The 16,297-nt window shown below is 73.0% G+C and carries 16 protein-coding genes; 7 read left to right on the forward strand and 9 right to left on the reverse strand.

Translation table 11 applies throughout. The annotated features are described in order from the left end of the window. Positions 1–106 precede the first annotated feature (106 nt). From JXZ78_RS36235 to JXZ78_RS36245, 3 genes are all read right to left on the reverse strand, one after another. The gene (locus JXZ78_RS36235; protein WP_030023699.1) at positions 107–880 is read right to left on the reverse strand and encodes a GntR family transcriptional regulator; all 774 of its coding nucleotides are present in this window, start codon (positions 878–880) and stop codon (positions 107–109) included. A gap of 206 nt (positions 881–1,086) precedes the next feature. Beyond that, the gene (locus tag JXZ78_RS36240; protein ID WP_030023700.1) at positions 1,087–1,938 is read right to left on the reverse strand and encodes a transporter substrate-binding domain-containing protein; all 852 of its coding nucleotides are present in this window, start codon (positions 1,936–1,938) and stop codon (positions 1,087–1,089) included. 136 nt (positions 1,939–2,074) lie between these two features. After that, positions 2,075–2,974, reverse strand: coding sequence for a LysR family transcriptional regulator (locus JXZ78_RS36245; protein ID WP_030023701.1), 900 nt, complete (start codon positions 2,972–2,974; stop codon positions 2,075–2,077). A gap of 143 nt (positions 2,975–3,117) precedes the next feature. Here JXZ78_RS36245 and JXZ78_RS36250 point away from each other — a divergent pair, with 143 nt between their 5' ends. Then, positions 3,118–4,344 (forward strand): MFS transporter, encoded by a 1,227-nt coding sequence (locus JXZ78_RS36250; RefSeq protein WP_050502920.1) that lies wholly within the window; start codon positions 3,118–3,120, stop codon positions 4,342–4,344. A gap of 416 nt (positions 4,345–4,760) precedes the next feature. Here the strand turns inward: JXZ78_RS36250 and JXZ78_RS36255 are convergent, their stop codons facing one another. The 4 genes from JXZ78_RS36255 to JXZ78_RS36270 form a co-directional block, all read right to left on the reverse strand. After that, positions 4,761–5,012, reverse strand: a complete 252-nt coding sequence (locus JXZ78_RS36255; protein WP_238783617.1) for a hypothetical protein — start codon at positions 5,010–5,012, stop codon at positions 4,761–4,763. A gap of 18 nt (positions 5,013–5,030) precedes the next feature. Continuing rightward, the gene (locus JXZ78_RS36260) at positions 5,031–6,263 is read right to left on the reverse strand and encodes a cytochrome P450 family protein (protein ID WP_030023705.1); all 1,233 of its coding nucleotides are present in this window, start codon (positions 6,261–6,263) and stop codon (positions 5,031–5,033) included. Positions 6,264–6,404: 141 nt separating this feature from the next. Beyond that, positions 6,405–7,073 carry a bifunctional 4-hydroxy-2-oxoglutarate aldolase/2-dehydro-3-deoxy-phosphogluconate aldolase gene (locus JXZ78_RS36265; protein WP_030023706.1) on the reverse strand — a complete coding sequence of 223 codons (669 nt, stop codon included), beginning with the start codon at positions 7,071–7,073 and terminating at the stop codon, positions 6,405–6,407. Between the two features lie 445 nt (positions 7,074–7,518). Beyond that, positions 7,519–7,962 carry a ribonuclease gene (locus JXZ78_RS36270; RefSeq protein WP_030023707.1) on the reverse strand — a complete coding sequence of 148 codons (444 nt, stop codon included), beginning with the start codon at positions 7,960–7,962 and terminating at the stop codon, positions 7,519–7,521. A 170-nt stretch (positions 7,963–8,132) separates the two neighbouring features. On the opposite strand from JXZ78_RS36270, the gene JXZ78_RS36275 reads away from it, so the two are divergent. The 5 genes from JXZ78_RS36275 to JXZ78_RS36295 all read left to right on the forward strand — a co-directional run bounded on the left by JXZ78_RS36275 (position 8,133) and on the right by JXZ78_RS36295 (position 12,570). Beyond that, the gene (locus tag JXZ78_RS36275; protein WP_030023708.1) at positions 8,133–8,762 is read left to right on the forward strand and encodes a helix-turn-helix domain-containing protein; all 630 of its coding nucleotides are present in this window, start codon (positions 8,133–8,135) and stop codon (positions 8,760–8,762) included. A gap of 20 nt (positions 8,763–8,782) precedes the next feature. Beyond that, positions 8,783–8,959, forward strand: a complete 177-nt coding sequence (locus JXZ78_RS36280; protein WP_238783618.1) for a DUF6126 family protein — start codon at positions 8,783–8,785, stop codon at positions 8,957–8,959. A gap of 278 nt (positions 8,960–9,237) precedes the next feature. Continuing rightward, positions 9,238–11,208 carry a glycoside hydrolase family 84 protein gene (locus tag JXZ78_RS36285; protein ID WP_050503112.1) on the forward strand — a complete coding sequence of 657 codons (1,971 nt, stop codon included), beginning with the start codon at positions 9,238–9,240 and terminating at the stop codon, positions 11,206–11,208. Between the two features lie 101 nt (positions 11,209–11,309). Then, the gene (locus tag JXZ78_RS36290) at positions 11,310–12,005 is read left to right on the forward strand and encodes a hypothetical protein (protein ID WP_050503113.1); all 696 of its coding nucleotides are present in this window, start codon (positions 11,310–11,312) and stop codon (positions 12,003–12,005) included. Between the two features lie 124 nt (positions 12,006–12,129). Continuing rightward, a complete protein-coding gene (locus tag JXZ78_RS36295; RefSeq protein WP_063726204.1) occupies positions 12,130–12,570 on the forward strand; it encodes a DUF732 domain-containing protein in 441 nt (146 codons plus the stop codon). Between the two features lie 53 nt (positions 12,571–12,623). On the opposite strand, the gene JXZ78_RS36300 is transcribed toward JXZ78_RS36295, so the two are convergent. Beyond that, the gene (locus tag JXZ78_RS36300) at positions 12,624–13,331 is read right to left on the reverse strand and encodes an RraA family protein (protein WP_030025170.1); all 708 of its coding nucleotides are present in this window, start codon (positions 13,329–13,331) and stop codon (positions 12,624–12,626) included. A gap of 109 nt (positions 13,332–13,440) precedes the next feature. Between JXZ78_RS36300 and JXZ78_RS36305 the strand changes: the two genes are divergently transcribed. Further along, positions 13,441–14,838, forward strand: coding sequence for an inositol monophosphatase family protein (locus tag JXZ78_RS36305; RefSeq protein WP_078624744.1), 1,398 nt, complete (start codon positions 13,441–13,443; stop codon positions 14,836–14,838). A 112-nt stretch (positions 14,839–14,950) separates the two neighbouring features. Here the strand turns inward: JXZ78_RS36305 and allB are convergent, their stop codons facing one another. Continuing rightward, a complete protein-coding gene (gene allB / locus JXZ78_RS36310) occupies positions 14,951–16,285 on the reverse strand; it encodes an allantoinase AllB (protein ID WP_030025174.1) in 1,335 nt (444 codons plus the stop codon). Positions 16,286–16,297: the final 12 nt, after the last annotated feature.

Here is a 16,297-nt window from a genome sequence, read left to right on the forward strand (position 1 = left end):
TGCTTTGTCAGAACATTCTTACCCGGGCACGACCCGGGTGGCCGGATTTCCGGCGCGCGGCACTCTCCGGCCCGTATGCGCGACCGGATCTCCGCATGCGGCGCCGTCAGGGCCGTACGAGCAGCTGGAACTCGAAGGCGTACCGGGAAGCCCGGTAGACGTGCGAGCCGAATTCGACCGCTCGGCCCGTGTCGTCGAAGGTCGTACGCTGCATCGTCAGCAGCGGGGCGCCCTCGGGCTCGCCGAGGCGCTCCCCCTCCTCCGCCGTCGCAGCGCGCGCGCCGACGGACTGGCGGGCGCTGTGCAGGGTGATGCCCGCCGCTCGCATCAGGCGGTACAGGCCGGTCTCCTCCAACCGCTCGGTACCGAGGTCGAGCAGTCCGACGGGCAGGTGGTTGCGCAGGTGGGCGACAGGTTCGCCGTGCGCGAGACGCAACCGTTCGACGAGTGCGACCTCGGCCCCTTCCGCGACCCCGAGCGCGGCTGCGACCTCGGCGGTGGCTTCGGTGGTGGTGTTGAGGAGCACGCGGGTGGCGGGCTTCTGCCCTGCGGTCTCCAGGTCGTCGTAGAGGCTGCTCAGCTCCAGCGGACGCTTGACCTGACTGTGCACGACCTGCGTGCCGATGCCACGGCGCCGCACCAGCAGCCCCTTGTCCACCAGCGACTGGATGGCCTGGCGGACCGTCGGCCGGGACAGCCCGAGCCGTCCGGCCAGCTCGATCTCGTTGCCGAGCAGGCTGCCCGGGGCCAGCCTGCCGGTCTCGATCGCCGCTTCCAGCTGCTGGGACAGCTGGAAGTACAGCGGGACCGGGCTGCTCCGGTCCACGCTGAACTGGACGGGGCTCTCGGCGCCCTTGGAGTCTGTATCGCGTTTCCCCACGGGCGGGAGCGTATCCGGCCGCGAAGATGACGGGAAGTCCAGAGGTCACATTGTCCGGACAATCACGTCCGCAGTTGGTACGTACCAGTAGTTTCGGCCACCGGTCACCGGTACCGGCGGCCGGTACCGACCACCGCCGCCGTCACCCGCACCGCGACCCTCCTCCTCGCCTCCGCTCCCCTCCGCTCCCCACCGCTCCCCTGCCCTCACTTCGCCATCCAGCTGTCCTCGTACTTCTGGTACGTGCCGTCGTGCTTCGCCAGGTGGACCCACTGGTCGACGTACTCCTTGAACGGGAAGTCGGCGCGCGGTACGGCGTAGGCCTTCTCGGAGAAGGTGAACGGCCGGTCGGGGTGGACCGCGCACAGCTCGGGGTGGATCTTGGCCTGGTAGCGGGTCTCGCTCGCGTCGGTCATCATCACGTCCGCGCGGCCCGCGATGATCTCGTCGAAGACGGTGGTGTTGTCGGGGTGCGGCTTGATGGTCGCGCGCTTGATGACGGAACGGGCGAATTGTTCGTTGGTGCCGCCCGGGTTGACGATCACCGTGGTGCCCGGGCGGTCGATCTCCTCCAGCGTCCGGTACTTGTCCTGATCGGCGCAGCGGACGATCGGGGTCTTCCCGTCGGTGCGGACGGCCTCGCCGAAGGCCACCTTCCGGGCGCGCGGCAAGGTGATCGACACGCCGCCCATGGCGATGTCGCAGCGCCCCGCCACCAGATCGTCGACCAGTTTCGCCCAGGTCGTGGGTACGTACCTGGGCTTGGCGTCCAGGCTCCGGGCCAGGTCGCGGGCCATCGAGATGTCCACACCGCTGTACGCCCCGGACGCGGGGTCGCGGTGGGTGAAGGGGCGGTAATCACCGGTGGTGCAGACGCGGAGGACACCGCGGCGGGGGATGGTGTCGAGGAGGGAGGCGGGGGTGGGGCGTGTCGTGGAGTGTGCGGGGGTGGCCGGCCGGTCCGGGCGGGTGGCCGGAGCGGTCGGGGCGGTCGTCGGTGCGACCGTGGTGAGGGCGAGGGCGCAGGTCAGGGCGGAGAGGGCGACGGCGCGGCGCATGGGGCGGCTCCTGTACGCGGCGAGGGTACGGGCAACGGGCGGAACGGGCCGGACGGGCCGGACGGGCCGTCAGCGTGGCAGAGGGCGGGCCGGGAGTGAAGGGTGTGCCCGGCTGGTGGGACGGGAGCGAGGGGCGTCACTTCACGTCTGCGGCCCAGTGTTCGCGGGCGATGCCGGCCAGCGCGGTGAGGGCCGCGGTCGGGTTCCGGTCCTTGTGCCGTACGAGATGGACGCCGAGCGCGGGCCGGCAGGTCCACGGCAGTACGGCCACCTCGCCGCGCGCCGCCTCGTCCGCCACCGCGACGGCGGGCAGCAGCGCCACGCCGAGACCGGCGGCGGCACAGCGCTTGAGGGCCTCCACGCTCAGGAACTCCATCACGGCCGGCCGGACACCCGCCGACCGCAACTCCCGGTCCATCAGCTCGCGCTGGGCACAGGTGTGGTCCATCAGCAGGAGTGTCTGCGTGGCCAGGTCGGCGGTACGGACGCGGGTGCGGCGGGCCAGCGGGTGGCCGGAGTGCCCGATCAGGGCCATCGGTTCGTCCGTGAGGCGTTCCGCGCGCGCCACCGGGTCCCGTACGGACTCCTCCAGCAGGAACCCCGCGTCCAGGGTGCCGTCGCGAAGGTTGGCGAGCAGGGTCGTCCTGCTGTCGGGGCCGAACACGATGCGCAGGCGCGGGAAGCGGTCCTGAACGGCGCGCAGTACGGGCGGCAGGCGGTACGCGCACAGCGTCTCGGGGGCGGCGATGTGCAGGGTGCCGCTGACCTGCGCCGGGTCGTCGGCGCCGCGTACGGCGTCCCGGGCCTCGTCCGCGTACGCGAGCATCCTGCGGGCGTGACCGCGCAGTTCGCGCCCTGCCTCGGTGAGGACCACACGCCGCCCGAGCCGTTCGAAGAGGCGGGTGCCGAGATCCTTCTCCAGGGCCTTGATCTGCGCGGTGACGCTGGACTGGACATAGCCGAGTTCCTGGGCGGCGCGGGTGAAACTCAACTGCCGGGCCACGGCCAGGAAGGTCGTCAGGTGCTTCAGCTCCATGGGCGGATCGTAGGACGGACCGCGGGAGCCGGGACGGGCGAGCCGGGACGGCAGGAAGTCGGGTCAGCGATCGCCCCCCACGATGCTTCGGATCGGAAACATTCGTTGGACGCGATGGTTCCGGGGGCCGTAGAACGGCAGGCATGGCTGCGTTCACCTCCCTCTTCCCGGCCCGGCGCCGACAGCGGCCGCCGCGCCGGGACCGGCGGCCGGCGACAGGCCTGGCCGGCCGGGACTTCCTGCTCCTGCTGCTCGCGACCCTCGGCACCTTCGCGAACTACGCGCCCATGCTGACCGTCGTCCCGCTGTGGACCGCCCGGGGCGCGGCGGGCGAGGGCGGAGCGGGCGCGGCGACCGCCGTCACGATGGCGACGACCGTGGCCGTCCAGCTGTGCATGGGGCGGCTGACACGGCGCTTCACCCTGCGCCGCCTGCTGTGTGCGGGGGCGTTGCTGCTCGGCCTGCCGACGTTCGGGTACGTACTGTCGTCCGGGCTCGCGTGGGTGCTGACGGTCTCGGCCGTACGGGGTGCGGGCTTCGGCGTGGTGGCGGTGACGGGTAGCGCGCTCGTCGCCGAACTGGTGCCACCGGAGCAGCGGGGGCGGGCCGTCGGCTGGTACGGCGTCGCGGTGGGGCTGCCCCAAGTGGTGCTACTGCCGCTGGGGGCGTGGCTCGCCGCCGACGGGCGTTTCGGCGCCGTCTTCGCAGCGGCGGGCACGCTGAGCGTGGCGGCGGTGCCGCTCGTGGCGGCGATGTCCGGGCGGACCACGGCACCCTCGCGTCCGTCCCGGTCTCCGGAGCCGTCGGGGTCCGCGAGCTACCGCCCGCTGCTCCGCCCTGCGCTCCTACTGGCCGCCGCTTCGGTCGCGCTCGGCGGGCTCACGTCCTTCCTGCCGTTCGTGCTGGCGCGCCCGGACCTGGCGCCCACCGCGCTGCTCGTGCTCTTCGTCGCGATGATCGTGGGCCGGTGGGCGGCAGGGGTGTGGAGCGACCGGCGGGGCCCGGGGCGGCTGGTGCTGCCGGCCGCGGCGCTCTGCGCGCCGGCTGTCGCCGTGCTCGCCCTGACGGCAGGGCACGAGAAGACCGTACCGGTGGCGCTCGCGATGGTGGCGCTGTACGGGCTGGCCGACGGCGCCCTCCAGAACGAGACCTTGGTACTGATGTTCCGCCGGGCCGGGCCGCACGGCAGCGGCGCCGCAGGCACCGCGTGGAACATGGCGTACGACGGCGGCACCGGGCTCGGTTCGGCCGGCGTCGGCCTGGCCGCGCCCTGGCTGGGGGCCGGCGGCGCGTTCGGGGCCGTCGCGGCACTGATCGCGCTCGCCGTCCCGGGCGGTGCGCGCCTGCGGCCCGGCGCACGGGGGCGGTGAGCACGCCGGGCCGGTGCGCCCGAATGCACAACCAGCACCTATGACCGAACACTCCGCGCCGTAGCCGACTTGGCCGCATGTCGCCCTGGGCACCGCGGCGCGCAGATCGCACTCGTACCGCCGGAGCCCGAGTTCCAGGAGACCTGGACGCTGGAGTACGTGGGTCCGATCGAGACGGAGTAGGCGCGTCGGCGCGGGGCCCGCCGCTCACCGCGGGGCCCGCACCTCGCCGAACGCACACCTAGTGTGATACGCCGGAAATCGCGGGCTGAAGTCCTCCTCTGGTTTCCGGTGGTGGGTGGGGCGATCTTGGTGAGGTGGTCGGCGAGAGAATGAAGGGTCTCGTCGGCGGTCTTGATCCAGGTGCGGGTCGGTGGAGAGCTTGAAGGCGTCCTGCAGGTGACGAACCGGGCCCGTCAGCGGTTCACCGACTGCTCGTGCACACCCAGCTCGGCCGCCACCTGCTTGTTCGTCCCGCCTTCCGCGCACCGCAGGACGATCTCCGCGTGCACGGCCAGGAACTGTGCGGTCTTCGCCCGCCGGGCCCAGCGCAGCAGCTGGGCCCGCTCGGCAAGACGGGGCTCTACCGCACCGTCCGCCCGGCGCGACAACTCAGCGAACTCGTCGCCGTGCAAATCGTCTTCAACAGCACGAAGACCCCGAGGCATGAAAACAGGCTACGGACTTCAGCCCGCGATGTCCGGCGCATCACACCAGCGCCAGCGCACCGGCAGTTGCTGGGGCCCGCGTATCGTCAGGCCCGGGCGCCAGGTCAGCGCGTCGTGGTCGGCGTCCAGGGCCAGGTCGGGGCAGCGTTCCAGGAGGGTGCGGATCGCGATGCGGCCTTCCATACGGGCCAGCGGGGCGCCGAGGCAGAAGTGGATGCCGTGGCCGAAGGCGACGTGGCCGCGCGTCTCGCGGGTGATGTCGAAGGTGTCGGGGGCCTCGAAGCGTTCGTCGTCACGGCCGGCCGCCGCCAGGCCGACGACGACGACCGCGCCGGCCGGGACGACCGTGCCGCCGATCTCGACGGGCTCGGCGGCGAACCGCCAGGTGGCGTTCTCCACGGGGCCGTCGTAGCGCAGCATCTCCTCCACGGCGTTGTCGAGGAGGGAGAAGTCGTCGCGCAGGGCGGCCAGTTGCGCGGGGTGCTGGAGCAGTGCGCGCACGCCGTTGGATATCAGGTTGACGGTGGTCTCGTGGCCGGCCACCAGCAGCAGGAAGGCCATGCCGAGGAGTTCCTGCTGGGAGAGCTGGTCGCCGTCCTCGTCGCTGGTCCGCACCAGGGCGCTCAGCAGGTCCTCGCCCGGCGACCGCCGCTTCGCCTCGATCAGGCCGTCCAGGTACGCGGCCATGTCGCGGGCGGCGGCCATCGACGCCTCGTGACTGGTCGGTGAGACCAGTTCGTTGGACCAGACGCGGAAGGACTCCCGCTCGATGTCGGGCACGCCGAGCAGTTCGCAGATGACGGTCATCGGCAGCGGGAAGGCGAGCGCGTCGACGAGGTCGGCGCGGCCGTCGGGGGCGGCCAGCATGGCGTCCAGGAGTTCGTCGGTGATCTGCTGGACGCGCGGGCGCAGCGCCTCGACGCGGCGGGTGGTGAACTCGCGGGCCACCAGCTTGCGCAGCCGGGTGTGCTGCGGCGGGTCGGCGTCGAGCATGTTCATCAGCTGCCAGTCGGTGTCCTCCCCGGGGCCCAGGACGGGAGCGGCGGAGTGGGTCCAGTCCTTGGCGAGCCGCGGGTCGGCCAGTGCGGCCCGCGCCTCCTCGTACCCGACCACGAGCCACACGTCCATGGCCTCGGCTTCGGGGACGCGGACCCGGTGGACCGGCCCCTGGGCGCGCAGCTTGGCGTAGTACGGGTGGGGGTCGGCGACGAAATCCGGGCCGTATGCGCTCAGATCGATGATTTCCGGCATGGTCTGTCCGCCCCTCGTAGACGTTTTCGTCACCGTACGTTCGCCGGGGGCGGGGGACATCGGTCCCACGGAGGAGCCGGGGACCCCGGCATCCTCCGTACGGAGTGCTTCACCTGCGGTACCGGCGCGGGCGGAGCGGTCTCAGACCTCGTAGAGACCCGGCGTCCCCGGGCCGGCGGGCGGCTGCGGCGCGGCGTCCGCGAGGCGGGCGAGCAGGTCGGTGGCGCGCTTGGCGACCGTCTCGCGGTCGCCTTCCGAGAGCGCCGAGCCCATGCCCACGGCCACCGCGCCGGCGGCTATCCACTCGGGCGCGGTCTCGACCGTCACACCGCCGGTGGGCAGCACCGGCGCCTGCGGCAGGGCGGCGCGTACGTCCCGGAGCCAGTCCGGGCGGTGGGCGGAGGCGGGGAAGAGCTTGAGCGCGTCGGCGCCCAGCTCCAGGGCGCGCACCATCTCGGTGGGGGTGGCGACGCCCGGGAAGACCGGTACGCCGTAGCGGTGGCCGGTGCGGATGACCTCGGCGTCGAGGCTGGGCGAGACCAGGAAGCGGGCGCCGGCGTCGACCGCCATCCGCGCCGAGACGGCGTCCAGGACCGTGCCGGCGCCGATGACGGCGTCGTTGCCCAGTTCGCGGCTGAGGGTGGTGACCGCCTCCAGCGCGAACGGCGTGGTCAGCGATATCTCCAGGCTGGTGATCCCGGCGGACAGCAGGGTGTCAGCGGTGGCGCTGGCCTCGTCGTAGGTCTCGCTGCGGACGACGGCGAAAACACGCTGCGCCAGAGCGGCCCGGGTGATCTCCCAGCGGTACACGGCAGTTCGCCGCCTTCCTTGTCTCTATCGCCAAACCCGTCGCGGTGCACCCGCGGAACGGCCGGGCACACGGCGCCTCCTGGGCCGTGCCGCGTCGCAGGTGACCACGGATCCTGGTCCCTTTGCCACCGTTGCCCGCCCATTCGTCGTTTCTACCGAAACGCTACCGGGGACCACTGACAATCCTCTCGCGGGGGTACGTCCCGCTGCCCGCCGAACGCCGGGAACCGGCCCGGCGACAGGGCCGCGACACCGATGCTGACGGCTTCCGGGCCGAGCCGCCCCGGTGCGAGGGCGGTGCGCTCGAAGGGGTGACGGAGCGCGTACGCGGCGGCGGGGCGGACGCCAACGGGGGCCGGGGCATCGCCCCGGCCCCCGCCACGCCGGCCGGCTGATCGTTTCAGCAGCTCCGGCTGATCGTTTCAGCGGCTGCCGGCCGATCGTTTCAGCAGCTCCGGTCGACCAGGTCGAACGACTTGTAGTGGTCGGCGGTGTAGTAGTCCTCGTTCTTCTTCTCACCGGTCACGATGCGCCGGGCTCCGCGGTCGGGGGAGCCCGGCGTCTTCACGGTGTACTCGTGGTAGTAGCCGCTCTGCTGCTTGGGGAGGATGCCCTCCCGGTTGCTGAAGACCGTGCCGTCCTTCGGGTACGGGTAGGGGCCGCCCTTGGCGATCAGGCCCAGGGTGTCGTGGGCCTGCGAGGGCAGCTTCGAGTAGCAGATGTCGCCGACCGCGTTGATGTGCGCGGCCGGGCGGACGGTGGCCGTGTGCGCCACGGGGGCGGCGGCCGTCGTGGCGGGTGTGGCGGCGATGGCGGGCCCGCCGACGAGCAGGGCCGACGCGAGGGCGCCGACGGCGCCGAACCGGGTGATGCGTGGGGGGATCTTCATGGACACAGCATGACGCGCGTAGACAGGTACCTGTCAATGGCAACGGGCGGATGTTCCCCGTGAGTTCACCGGAGATCACCCGACCGAGTGAGCGGAATGCCCTGAAATCATCCACTTGCCTGTGAGGCAAAACTTTTGCCCGAGAGGCGAAACCTGGCTATACCGGTTGCATGAGCGACACCACTGCCGAGCCCGCCCCGGGCGAGCTGCCCGAGGATCTGCCCTCCGTCGCGCCCCGGCTGCGCGAGCTGCGGCGCCGTACCGGCCTCACGCTGGAGACGGCCGCCCGGCGGGTGGGCCTGTCGCCCGCGCATCTGTCGCGGCTGGAGACCAATCAGCGCCAGCCGTCGCTGCCGATGCTGCTGGCCCTGGCACGTATGTACGGAACAACGGTATCCGATCTGCTGGGCGAGGCGGCGCCGGAACGGGACCCGGTCATCCGGGCCGGCCGCGCCGAGCCGTCCGAGGCGGGCGGCTGGACGTACTGGACCCTGGGCGGCGCCGGGCGGGCCATGCAGGCCCTGCGGGTGCACGTGCCGCAGCGCGCGCAGGGCGACCTGGTGCGGGTGCATCCGGGCGAGGAGTGGCTCTACGTCCTCAAGGGGCGGCTGCGGCTCACGCTCGGCGAGACGGCCCACGTCCTCGACCCCGGTGACGCCGCCCACTTCGACTCGCTGACCCCGCACCGCATCGCCGCCGCCACCCGCGGCGGCACGGAGCTGCTGTTCGTCCACACACTGCTGCAGAGCGGCGCGGCCGAGCTGTGCCTCGGCGACGCCGCTCCGCGCCGCGGCCTGTGACCGAGGAAGGAACCTCTGCCATGTCCGACGACCCCACCCCCCAAGCCGCCCCCGGGGCCACCCCCGCCCCCGCGCGCAAGTACGTGGAGAACAAGCCGCCGCGCGGCGTCTACGTGCGCGTCTTCATCTACGTCGTGGCCACCCACGTCCTGCTGGCCTTCATGAGCATCATCTTCATCATCGCGAAGAACCGCTGACAGTGCCGCGCGGGGCCCCGAGAGGCGCCGCGCAGTCCCTGAGACGCACCACTCAGGGCCACTGAAAGGCATCACGCAGGGCCCCTGGAAGTCACCACGCAGCACCGCCGAGGGGCCCCGCCCGGCGCCCCCGAGCGGTGCGCCGCCGCCGGAACGTCCATCCACCCGGCGCAAAAGTCCATTGTCCTCCGCCCGCGACGGGTGAACCCTGCTGTCGCTCGCAGCGCACGCACCACGGCTGATCCGCGCACCTCGTGGCACCGAGGAGGACTCGAAGGATGCACCGTACGCGCACCGTCGCCACCGCCGCCCTCGCCCTGGCCCTGGCCGCCGTCCCGCTGACCGGCCCGCCCGCCGGGGCCGGCCAGCGGGACGGCGGCGGACGGGACAGACCGCCGTCCGCCGGACCCGCCATCACTCCGGTACCGCAGTCCGTCCGCGCCCTCGGCGGCCGGGTCACCATCACCCCGACCGTCACCGTCGTCGCCGGTCCGAACGCCGACAGACCGGCGCTGGAGGTCGTCGAACGGGCACTGGAGCGAGCCGGCGCCGACCGGGTCGTACGGGCCGGGAAGGCAGGCCGCGGCCTGACCGTGTACGTGGACGGCCCCGGCGCCGACCGGACCCTGGCGGACCTCGGCGCGCGCGGCACCGCCGGGCTGCCCGCCGAGGGGTACGCGCTCGCCGTAGGCGGCGGCCGGATCGCCCTGGCCGGCGCGGACGCCACCGGCACGTACTACGCCGCCCAGTCGCTGCGCCAGCTCCTCCCGCGGCGCGACCGCCCCGGCGCCCGCATACGCGGCACCGCCGTACGCGACTGGCCCGCCACCCCGCTGCGCGGCGTCATCGAGGGCTTCTACGGCACTCCCTGGTCGCACGCCGCGCGCCTGGACCAGCTCGACTTCTACGGCGCGCACAAGATGAACACGTACGTCTACTCGCCCAAGGACGACCCGTACCTGCGGGAGAAGTGGCGCTCCCCCTACCCGGCGGAGCAGCTCGCGCAGCTCAAGGAACTGGTGGACCGCGCGCGGTCCCGGCACGTCGAGTTCAGCTACGCGCTCTCCCCCGGCCTGTCCGTCTGCTACAGCTCGGACGCCGACCTCAAGGCGCTGACCGGCAAGTTCCAGGCGCTGTGGGACATCGGCGTACGGACCTTCGCGGTGCCGCTGGACGACATCAGCTACACGGACTGGAACTGTGCCGCCGACAAGGAGCGGTTCGGCACCGGCGGAGGCGCCGCCGGTACCGCCCAGGCGCATCTCCTCAACCGGTTGAACCGCGAGTTCATCGCGGCACACCGGGACGCCGGGGCGCAGCCGCTCCAGATGGTGCCGACCGAGTACTACGACGTGAAGGCGACGCCCTACAAGGCGGCGCTGAAGAAGCAGCTCGACCCGGACGTGCTCGTGGAGTGGACCGGCGTGGGGGTCATCGCGCCGGTGATGACCGGCGCCCAGGCGGACGCGGCCCGGCAGGTCTTCGGGCACCCGATCCTGACCTGGGACAACTACCCCGTCAACGACTACGTCACCAACCGGCTGCTGCTCGGCCCCTTCAACGGGCGCGAGAAGGGGCTGCCCGGGCGGCTGGCGGGGATCACCGCCAATCCCATGATCCAGCCCGCCGCCTCCAAGATCGCCCTGTTCACGGTCGCCGACTACGCGTGGAACGACGGCGCCTACGACGCCCGCGCCTCCTGGACAGCGGCGCTCAAGGAACTGTCCGGCGGCTCCGCCCGTACGGAACGGGCCCTGCGCGCCTTCGCCGACGCCCACTACAGCTCGGCCCTCAACCCCCAGCAGTCGCCCGAACTGGCCGCTGCCATACGTCGTTTCCGGGACGGCGGGAGCGCGAAGTCCCTGGACGCGGCCCTGCGCACACTCCAGCGCGCGCCGGGAGTGCTCCGCGACTCCCTCCCGGACCGCGGCTTCATCGCCGACAGCGGGCCCTGGCTGGACGCGACCGCCGCGTGGGGCGGCGCCGCCCGCACGGCGCTGCGCCTCGTCGAGGCCTCGCGCGCGGGTGACGACGCGGCGGCCCAGCGGCTGCGCACCCGGCTCGCGGCACAGGTCGCGGTCGCGAAGTCGTACGTCTATGTCGACATGAACGGCAAGCGCGTGCCGGTCCTCGTCGCCAACGGCGTGGTGGACACCTTCGTCACGGACGCCATCGCCGAACACGACGGCCGGGGGCGCGGCGCGGCCGCCCGGCAGGACCGTACGCAAGGCGGCGCGCCCCTCCGCTGACCGGCGGCCTCCCCCGTGCGGGCCGTACGAAGCCCTAGACTCCCGGTACGTACACGCCCCGGCAGGTCCACCCACCAGCCCGCACGCGGGGAGGCACGATCATGGCCCCTGAGAACGACGCGCCCGCTCCGGGGCGGCCGGGCACGCCCACCGCCGACGGCATCCTGGCAGCCGCGGCACGGGAACCGGCCCCCGGCCCGGCGGACGTCCCGCTCGTGGCGCGGATCGCCGCGGGCGAGGCGCCGCGCGAGGTGTTCACCGTGCTCGCCCTGGAACAGCACCAGATCATCACCGCCGACCGGGGCAGCTTCCGCCACCTGGCGCGGCGCTCCGAAGGCGATCCGCCGGTGGCGGCCTTCTTCGGGGCGCTGGCCGAGGGCGAGTCGATGGCGCTCGGCGCGCTGAGCGGACTGGAGGAGGCCTGCGGGCTCGACGCCGGCGCGCTGCGGGAGTACGAGCCGCGGGCCGGGTGCCAGGCGTATCCGTCGTACGTGGCGCGGCTGGCGCTGGAGGCCGAGCCCGCCGACGTGGTGATCGCCCTGACCGCCAACTTCGCGGCCTGGGGCGGCTACTGCGCCACTGTCGCCCACGCCCTGCGCACCCGCTACGCCTTTCCCGAGGCGGCGTGCGCCTTCTTCGACTTCTTCGCCGAGCCCGCCGCGGAACTCGACGTCCTGGCGCACGACGCGGTGCGGCACGGCCTTGACGCGTCGCGGGTCACACCCGGCCTCGCGCACCGACACGGCCGACTGCTCCAGGAGTACGAGCTGATGTTCTGGGCGGCGCTCGCGGAATGACCCGCCCGCGCGCGGCCCCCGTGGGAGCGGAAAACCGAAAGCCGCATTTTTTTCCAATGCCCCTTAGCAGCAGGCGTTTTCCCTGCCAGAATGACCGCTCATGCCCACCGGCCAGGGGAGAATCGTGAAGCACCGCACCGTCGTCGCCTGTTCCGCCGCTCTCATCGCCGCCGCGGGACTCACCGCGTGCGGCGGCAGTGCCAAGAGCGAGAGCCGGCCGGCCGCCGCGCCGTCGGGCTCCGGTGCCCCGTCGGAGCAGGCACCGTCCAAGGCGATCGCCGACGCGGAGGCACGGCTGGGCATCCCTCCGAAGCCCGACCCCGCCACCCAGCGGCGTTACACCGCCGCCCTCGACAAGATTTCCCGGGAGATCGTGAACGGGAAGCCGGAGCGCGCGGTGAGCCGCGGCAGAAGCACCTGCGGCACGATCCATTCCTTCCCGCAGGACCACGCCAAGCAGGTGGACCTGACCCGGCAGCGTTTCTCCGGGGCGACACAATTCACCCCGGAGCAGGCGGAGAAGATTCTGCAGGCCGTGCACACCCATCTGTGTCCGAAGAATTGACCGGCGCGGGCCTTTTCCGCCGTACACATTCCGTGTGATGCGGCGCGGGGCCGTCATTCCTCGACGGCTCCGCCCACGGCCCGCAGATGCGCGCGGAAGGTCAGCGCCGGATCGCGCCGGCGCCCGGCGAGGTAGGCGGCGAACGCCAGCTGCCGGCGCAGCGGCTCGCCGTCCCGGATGCGGTCGGCCTGGCGGCGTTCGGTGTCACGGACCGACTCCGCGAGCGCGAGGAGTTCACCGGCTTCCGCGGCGGGCAGGAAGAGCACACCGTCGTCGTCGCCGATCACCAGGTCCGCGCGGTCTACGGTCCACTCCCCCACCGTGGCGCTGTCCAGCGCACCGTCCGGACGGGCGTCCAGGCGCCGCGGCCCGGTCGGTGTCGCGCCCAGACTGAAGACCGGCAGGCCGATCTCCCGCAGGTCGGCCGTGTCGCGGTGCAGCCCCCAGATGACGATGCCGCCCAGCCCGGCGGCCTGCGCCTCCAGCGCGACGAGGTCGCCGATGCAACTCTCGTCGGTCCGGCCGCCGTTGTCGGCCACCAGCACATCGCCGGGCGCGGCGGCGTCCAGCGCTTCGAGAAAGATGTCGACACTGCCCACGTGCCGGGCGGGCAGCACCCGGCCCGCCAGCCGGGCACCCGGAACCAACGCCTGTAGCGGCGGGGGCGCGCAGCGCACCGGTGTCCGGGCGCGCAGGCACGCGTCCGCCAGATGAGCCGTGGTCAGCGCCGCGAACCGCCTTTGCAGCTCTTCGTGTTTCATACCGCGCTCCTCCCCCGGCCGGGCCGGTGCCCGGTGCCGGACGGACACCGTGCGCACACCTTCCTCCGCCGCCGCCAGGGCACGCCAGAGGCTGTGGCAGGCTGGGCCCATGGATCACCTCACCGGCGTACCGCCCGTCTCCCAGGAGTTGTTCACCTTCGCTGTCCGGCTGGCCACGCGCGCCGGGCGGCTGAGTGCCGAAGGGTTCCACGCCGGCTGGTCGTCCGAACGCAAGGTGGACGGTACCGAGGTGACCTCGGTGGACCTCGCCGTCGAGGAGCTCGTACGCAAGGAACTGGCGGCGGCGTGTCCCGAGGACGCGGTGCTCGGCGAGGAGGCCGGGCTGCGGGCCGGGACGTCCGGGCGGCGCTGGGTGATCGACCCGGTCAACGGCACCCAGCAGTTCACCAACCGGGTGCCGACCTTCTCCTGCGACCTGGCGTACGAGGACGAGCACGGGCCCGCGATCGGTGTGGTCCACCTGCCGATGAGCCGCCAGACGGTGGCGGCCGGGCGCGGTCTCGGCTGCTGGCTGCTGCTGGGCGAGGACCCGGACCCGCTGGAAGCGCTGCGCTCGGGGCGGGGCCGGCTGCACGCCCATGGCCGTACGGAACTGAGCGGGGCCACGACGCAGGCGCACAACATCGCGGGCTGGCCGGAGTCGCTGCTGACGGCGCTGCACCGGCGGGTGATGCTCGTACCGACCGGCGGCGGTGTGCTGGACGTCCTCGCCGGCCGGGCGGACGCCTGGGTGATCGCGGGCCCCGCGATGCGGTACGAGGACATCGCGCCGCTGCCCGTGATCGTCGCGGAGGGCGGCGGCCGGATCACGGACCTCACCGGAGCGCCCGTCCTGACGGGGGACGGATCGGTGCTGATCACGAACGGCCCGCTGCACGACGCGTTCCTGGAAACGGTGGCGGAGTCCGGGGAGGACCACGAGGCGCGGGCCCTCCTGGTCGACGCCCATCCGGGATGGGCGGCCGAAGGAAAGGCGATCACCGAGGAGTTGCTGGCGCTGCTCGCTCCGGTGGCCCGGCGGGCCGAGCACATCGGGAGCACGTCCGTGCCCGGTATGGCCGCCAAGCCCGTCTTCGACCTCCAGGTGAGCGTGACCGACCTGGCGGAGGCCGCGGACACCTTCGATGCGCCGCTGGCGGCCCGTGGCTTCGTCCGCTCGCCGTACGAGAGCGACCACGTACCGGCGGGCCGGGACGACGACCCGGCCCGGTGGGCGAAGCGGCTGTGGTCGCGGCGCGGCGGCCCCGGGCCGGACGTCAATCTGCACGTACGGTGCGTGGGTTCGCCCAACGAGCGGCTGGCGCTGCTGTTCCGCGACTGGTTCCGCGCCCACCCGGAGGCGGTACCGGCGTACGCGCGCTTCAAGCGTGAACTCGCCCACCAGCTGGCGGACCTGGGGAGTTACGCGGACGTCAAGGACCCGGTCGTGGATTTGGTGGCCGAGGTCGCGGAGGTGTGGGCCGCGGAGACGGGGTGGCGCCCTTGAGGGGGCGCCGGACGCCCCCTGAGGCCGGTCCGGCAGCACGCCCGCAGGCACGGACGGCCTCCCCCGCTATGGCCGGACCAGCAGCTTCCCCGCAGGCACGGACAGCATCCCGCTAAGGCCGATCCAGCAACTCCCCGGCAGGCGCCGACAGCGTCCCGCCCTCGTTGATCCGCCGGCCGCGCAGCCAGGTGGACCGTACGACGCCGTGCAGGGTGCGCCCGGCGTACGCCGTGATCTTGTTGCGGTGCTGGAGGCCGGCCGGGTCGACGGTGAACGTGGTGTCCGGGTCGAGGACCGCGAAGTCCGCGTCGCGGCCGGGCTCGACAGCGCCCTTGTGGGGCAGGCCGACGAGTGCGGCCGGCGCGGTGGCCATCCAGCGGGCGACGTCGTCCAGGGTGTGGCCGCGTTCGCGGGCGGCGGTCCAGACGGCCGGCAGGCCGAGCTGGAGGGAGGAGATGCCGCCCCAGGCGTCGCCGAAGTCGGGGGTCTTCAGGTCGGCGGTGGACGGCGAGTGGTCGGAGACGACGCAGTCGATCGTGCCGTCGGCGAGGCCCTGCCAGAGGGCGTCCTGGTTGGCTGCCTCGCGGATCGGCGGGCAGCACTTGAACTCGGTGGCGCCGTCCGGTATCTCCTCGGCGGTCAGGGTCAGGAAGTGCGGGCAGGTCTCGACGGTGATGCGTACGCCCTCGGCGCGGGCGTCGGCGATCAGCGGCAGCGCGTCCGAGGAGGACAGGTGCAGGATGTGCACCCGTGCGCGCAGGCGTCGGGCGAGCGCGATCAGCCCGGCGATCGCGTCGTTCTCGGACACCCGGGGGCGGGAGGCGAGGAAGTCGGCGTACTTGGGGCCGTGCGGCCGCGGCGCGGCCTCCAGGTGGACCGGGTCCTCGGCGTGCACGATGAGCAGGCCGCCGAAACCGGCGATCTCGCCGAGCGCGGCGGTCAGCTGCTCCTGGTCCAGCTGCGGGAACTCCTCCACGCCGGACGGGGACAGGAAGCACTTGAAGCCGAAGACACCGGCGTCGTGCAGCGGCCGCAGGTCCTTGACGTTGCCGGGCACGGCGCCGCCCCAGAAGCCGACGTCGATGTGCGCCTTGGAGCGCGCGACCTCGCGCTTGGTGTGCAGGTTCGCTTCGGTGGTGGTGGGCGGCAGGCTGTTGAGGGGCATGTCGACGAGGGTGGTGATGCCGCCGGCGGCGGCCGCGCGGGTGGCGGTCCAGAAGCCTTCCCACTCGGTGCGGCCGGGGTCGTTCACGTGGACATGGGTGTCGACGAGGCCGGGCAGCAGCACGTCGTCGCCGAAGTCCTCGACCCGTGCCCCGGCGGGCGCGGGGGCGTCGTGCGGGAGCAGCTCCGCGATCTTCCCGTCCCGTACGGTGACGGTCGCCGCGCGGGTCCCCCGGGGGGTGACGACGCGGGTGGAGCGCAGCACCAGATCGATCTCGGACACCCGGTCCCCTCC

It is taken from the genome of Streptomyces monomycini (assembly GCF_022271435.1).
Lineage (GTDB): Bacteria > Actinomycetota > Actinomycetes > Streptomycetales > Streptomycetaceae > Streptomyces > Streptomyces monomycini.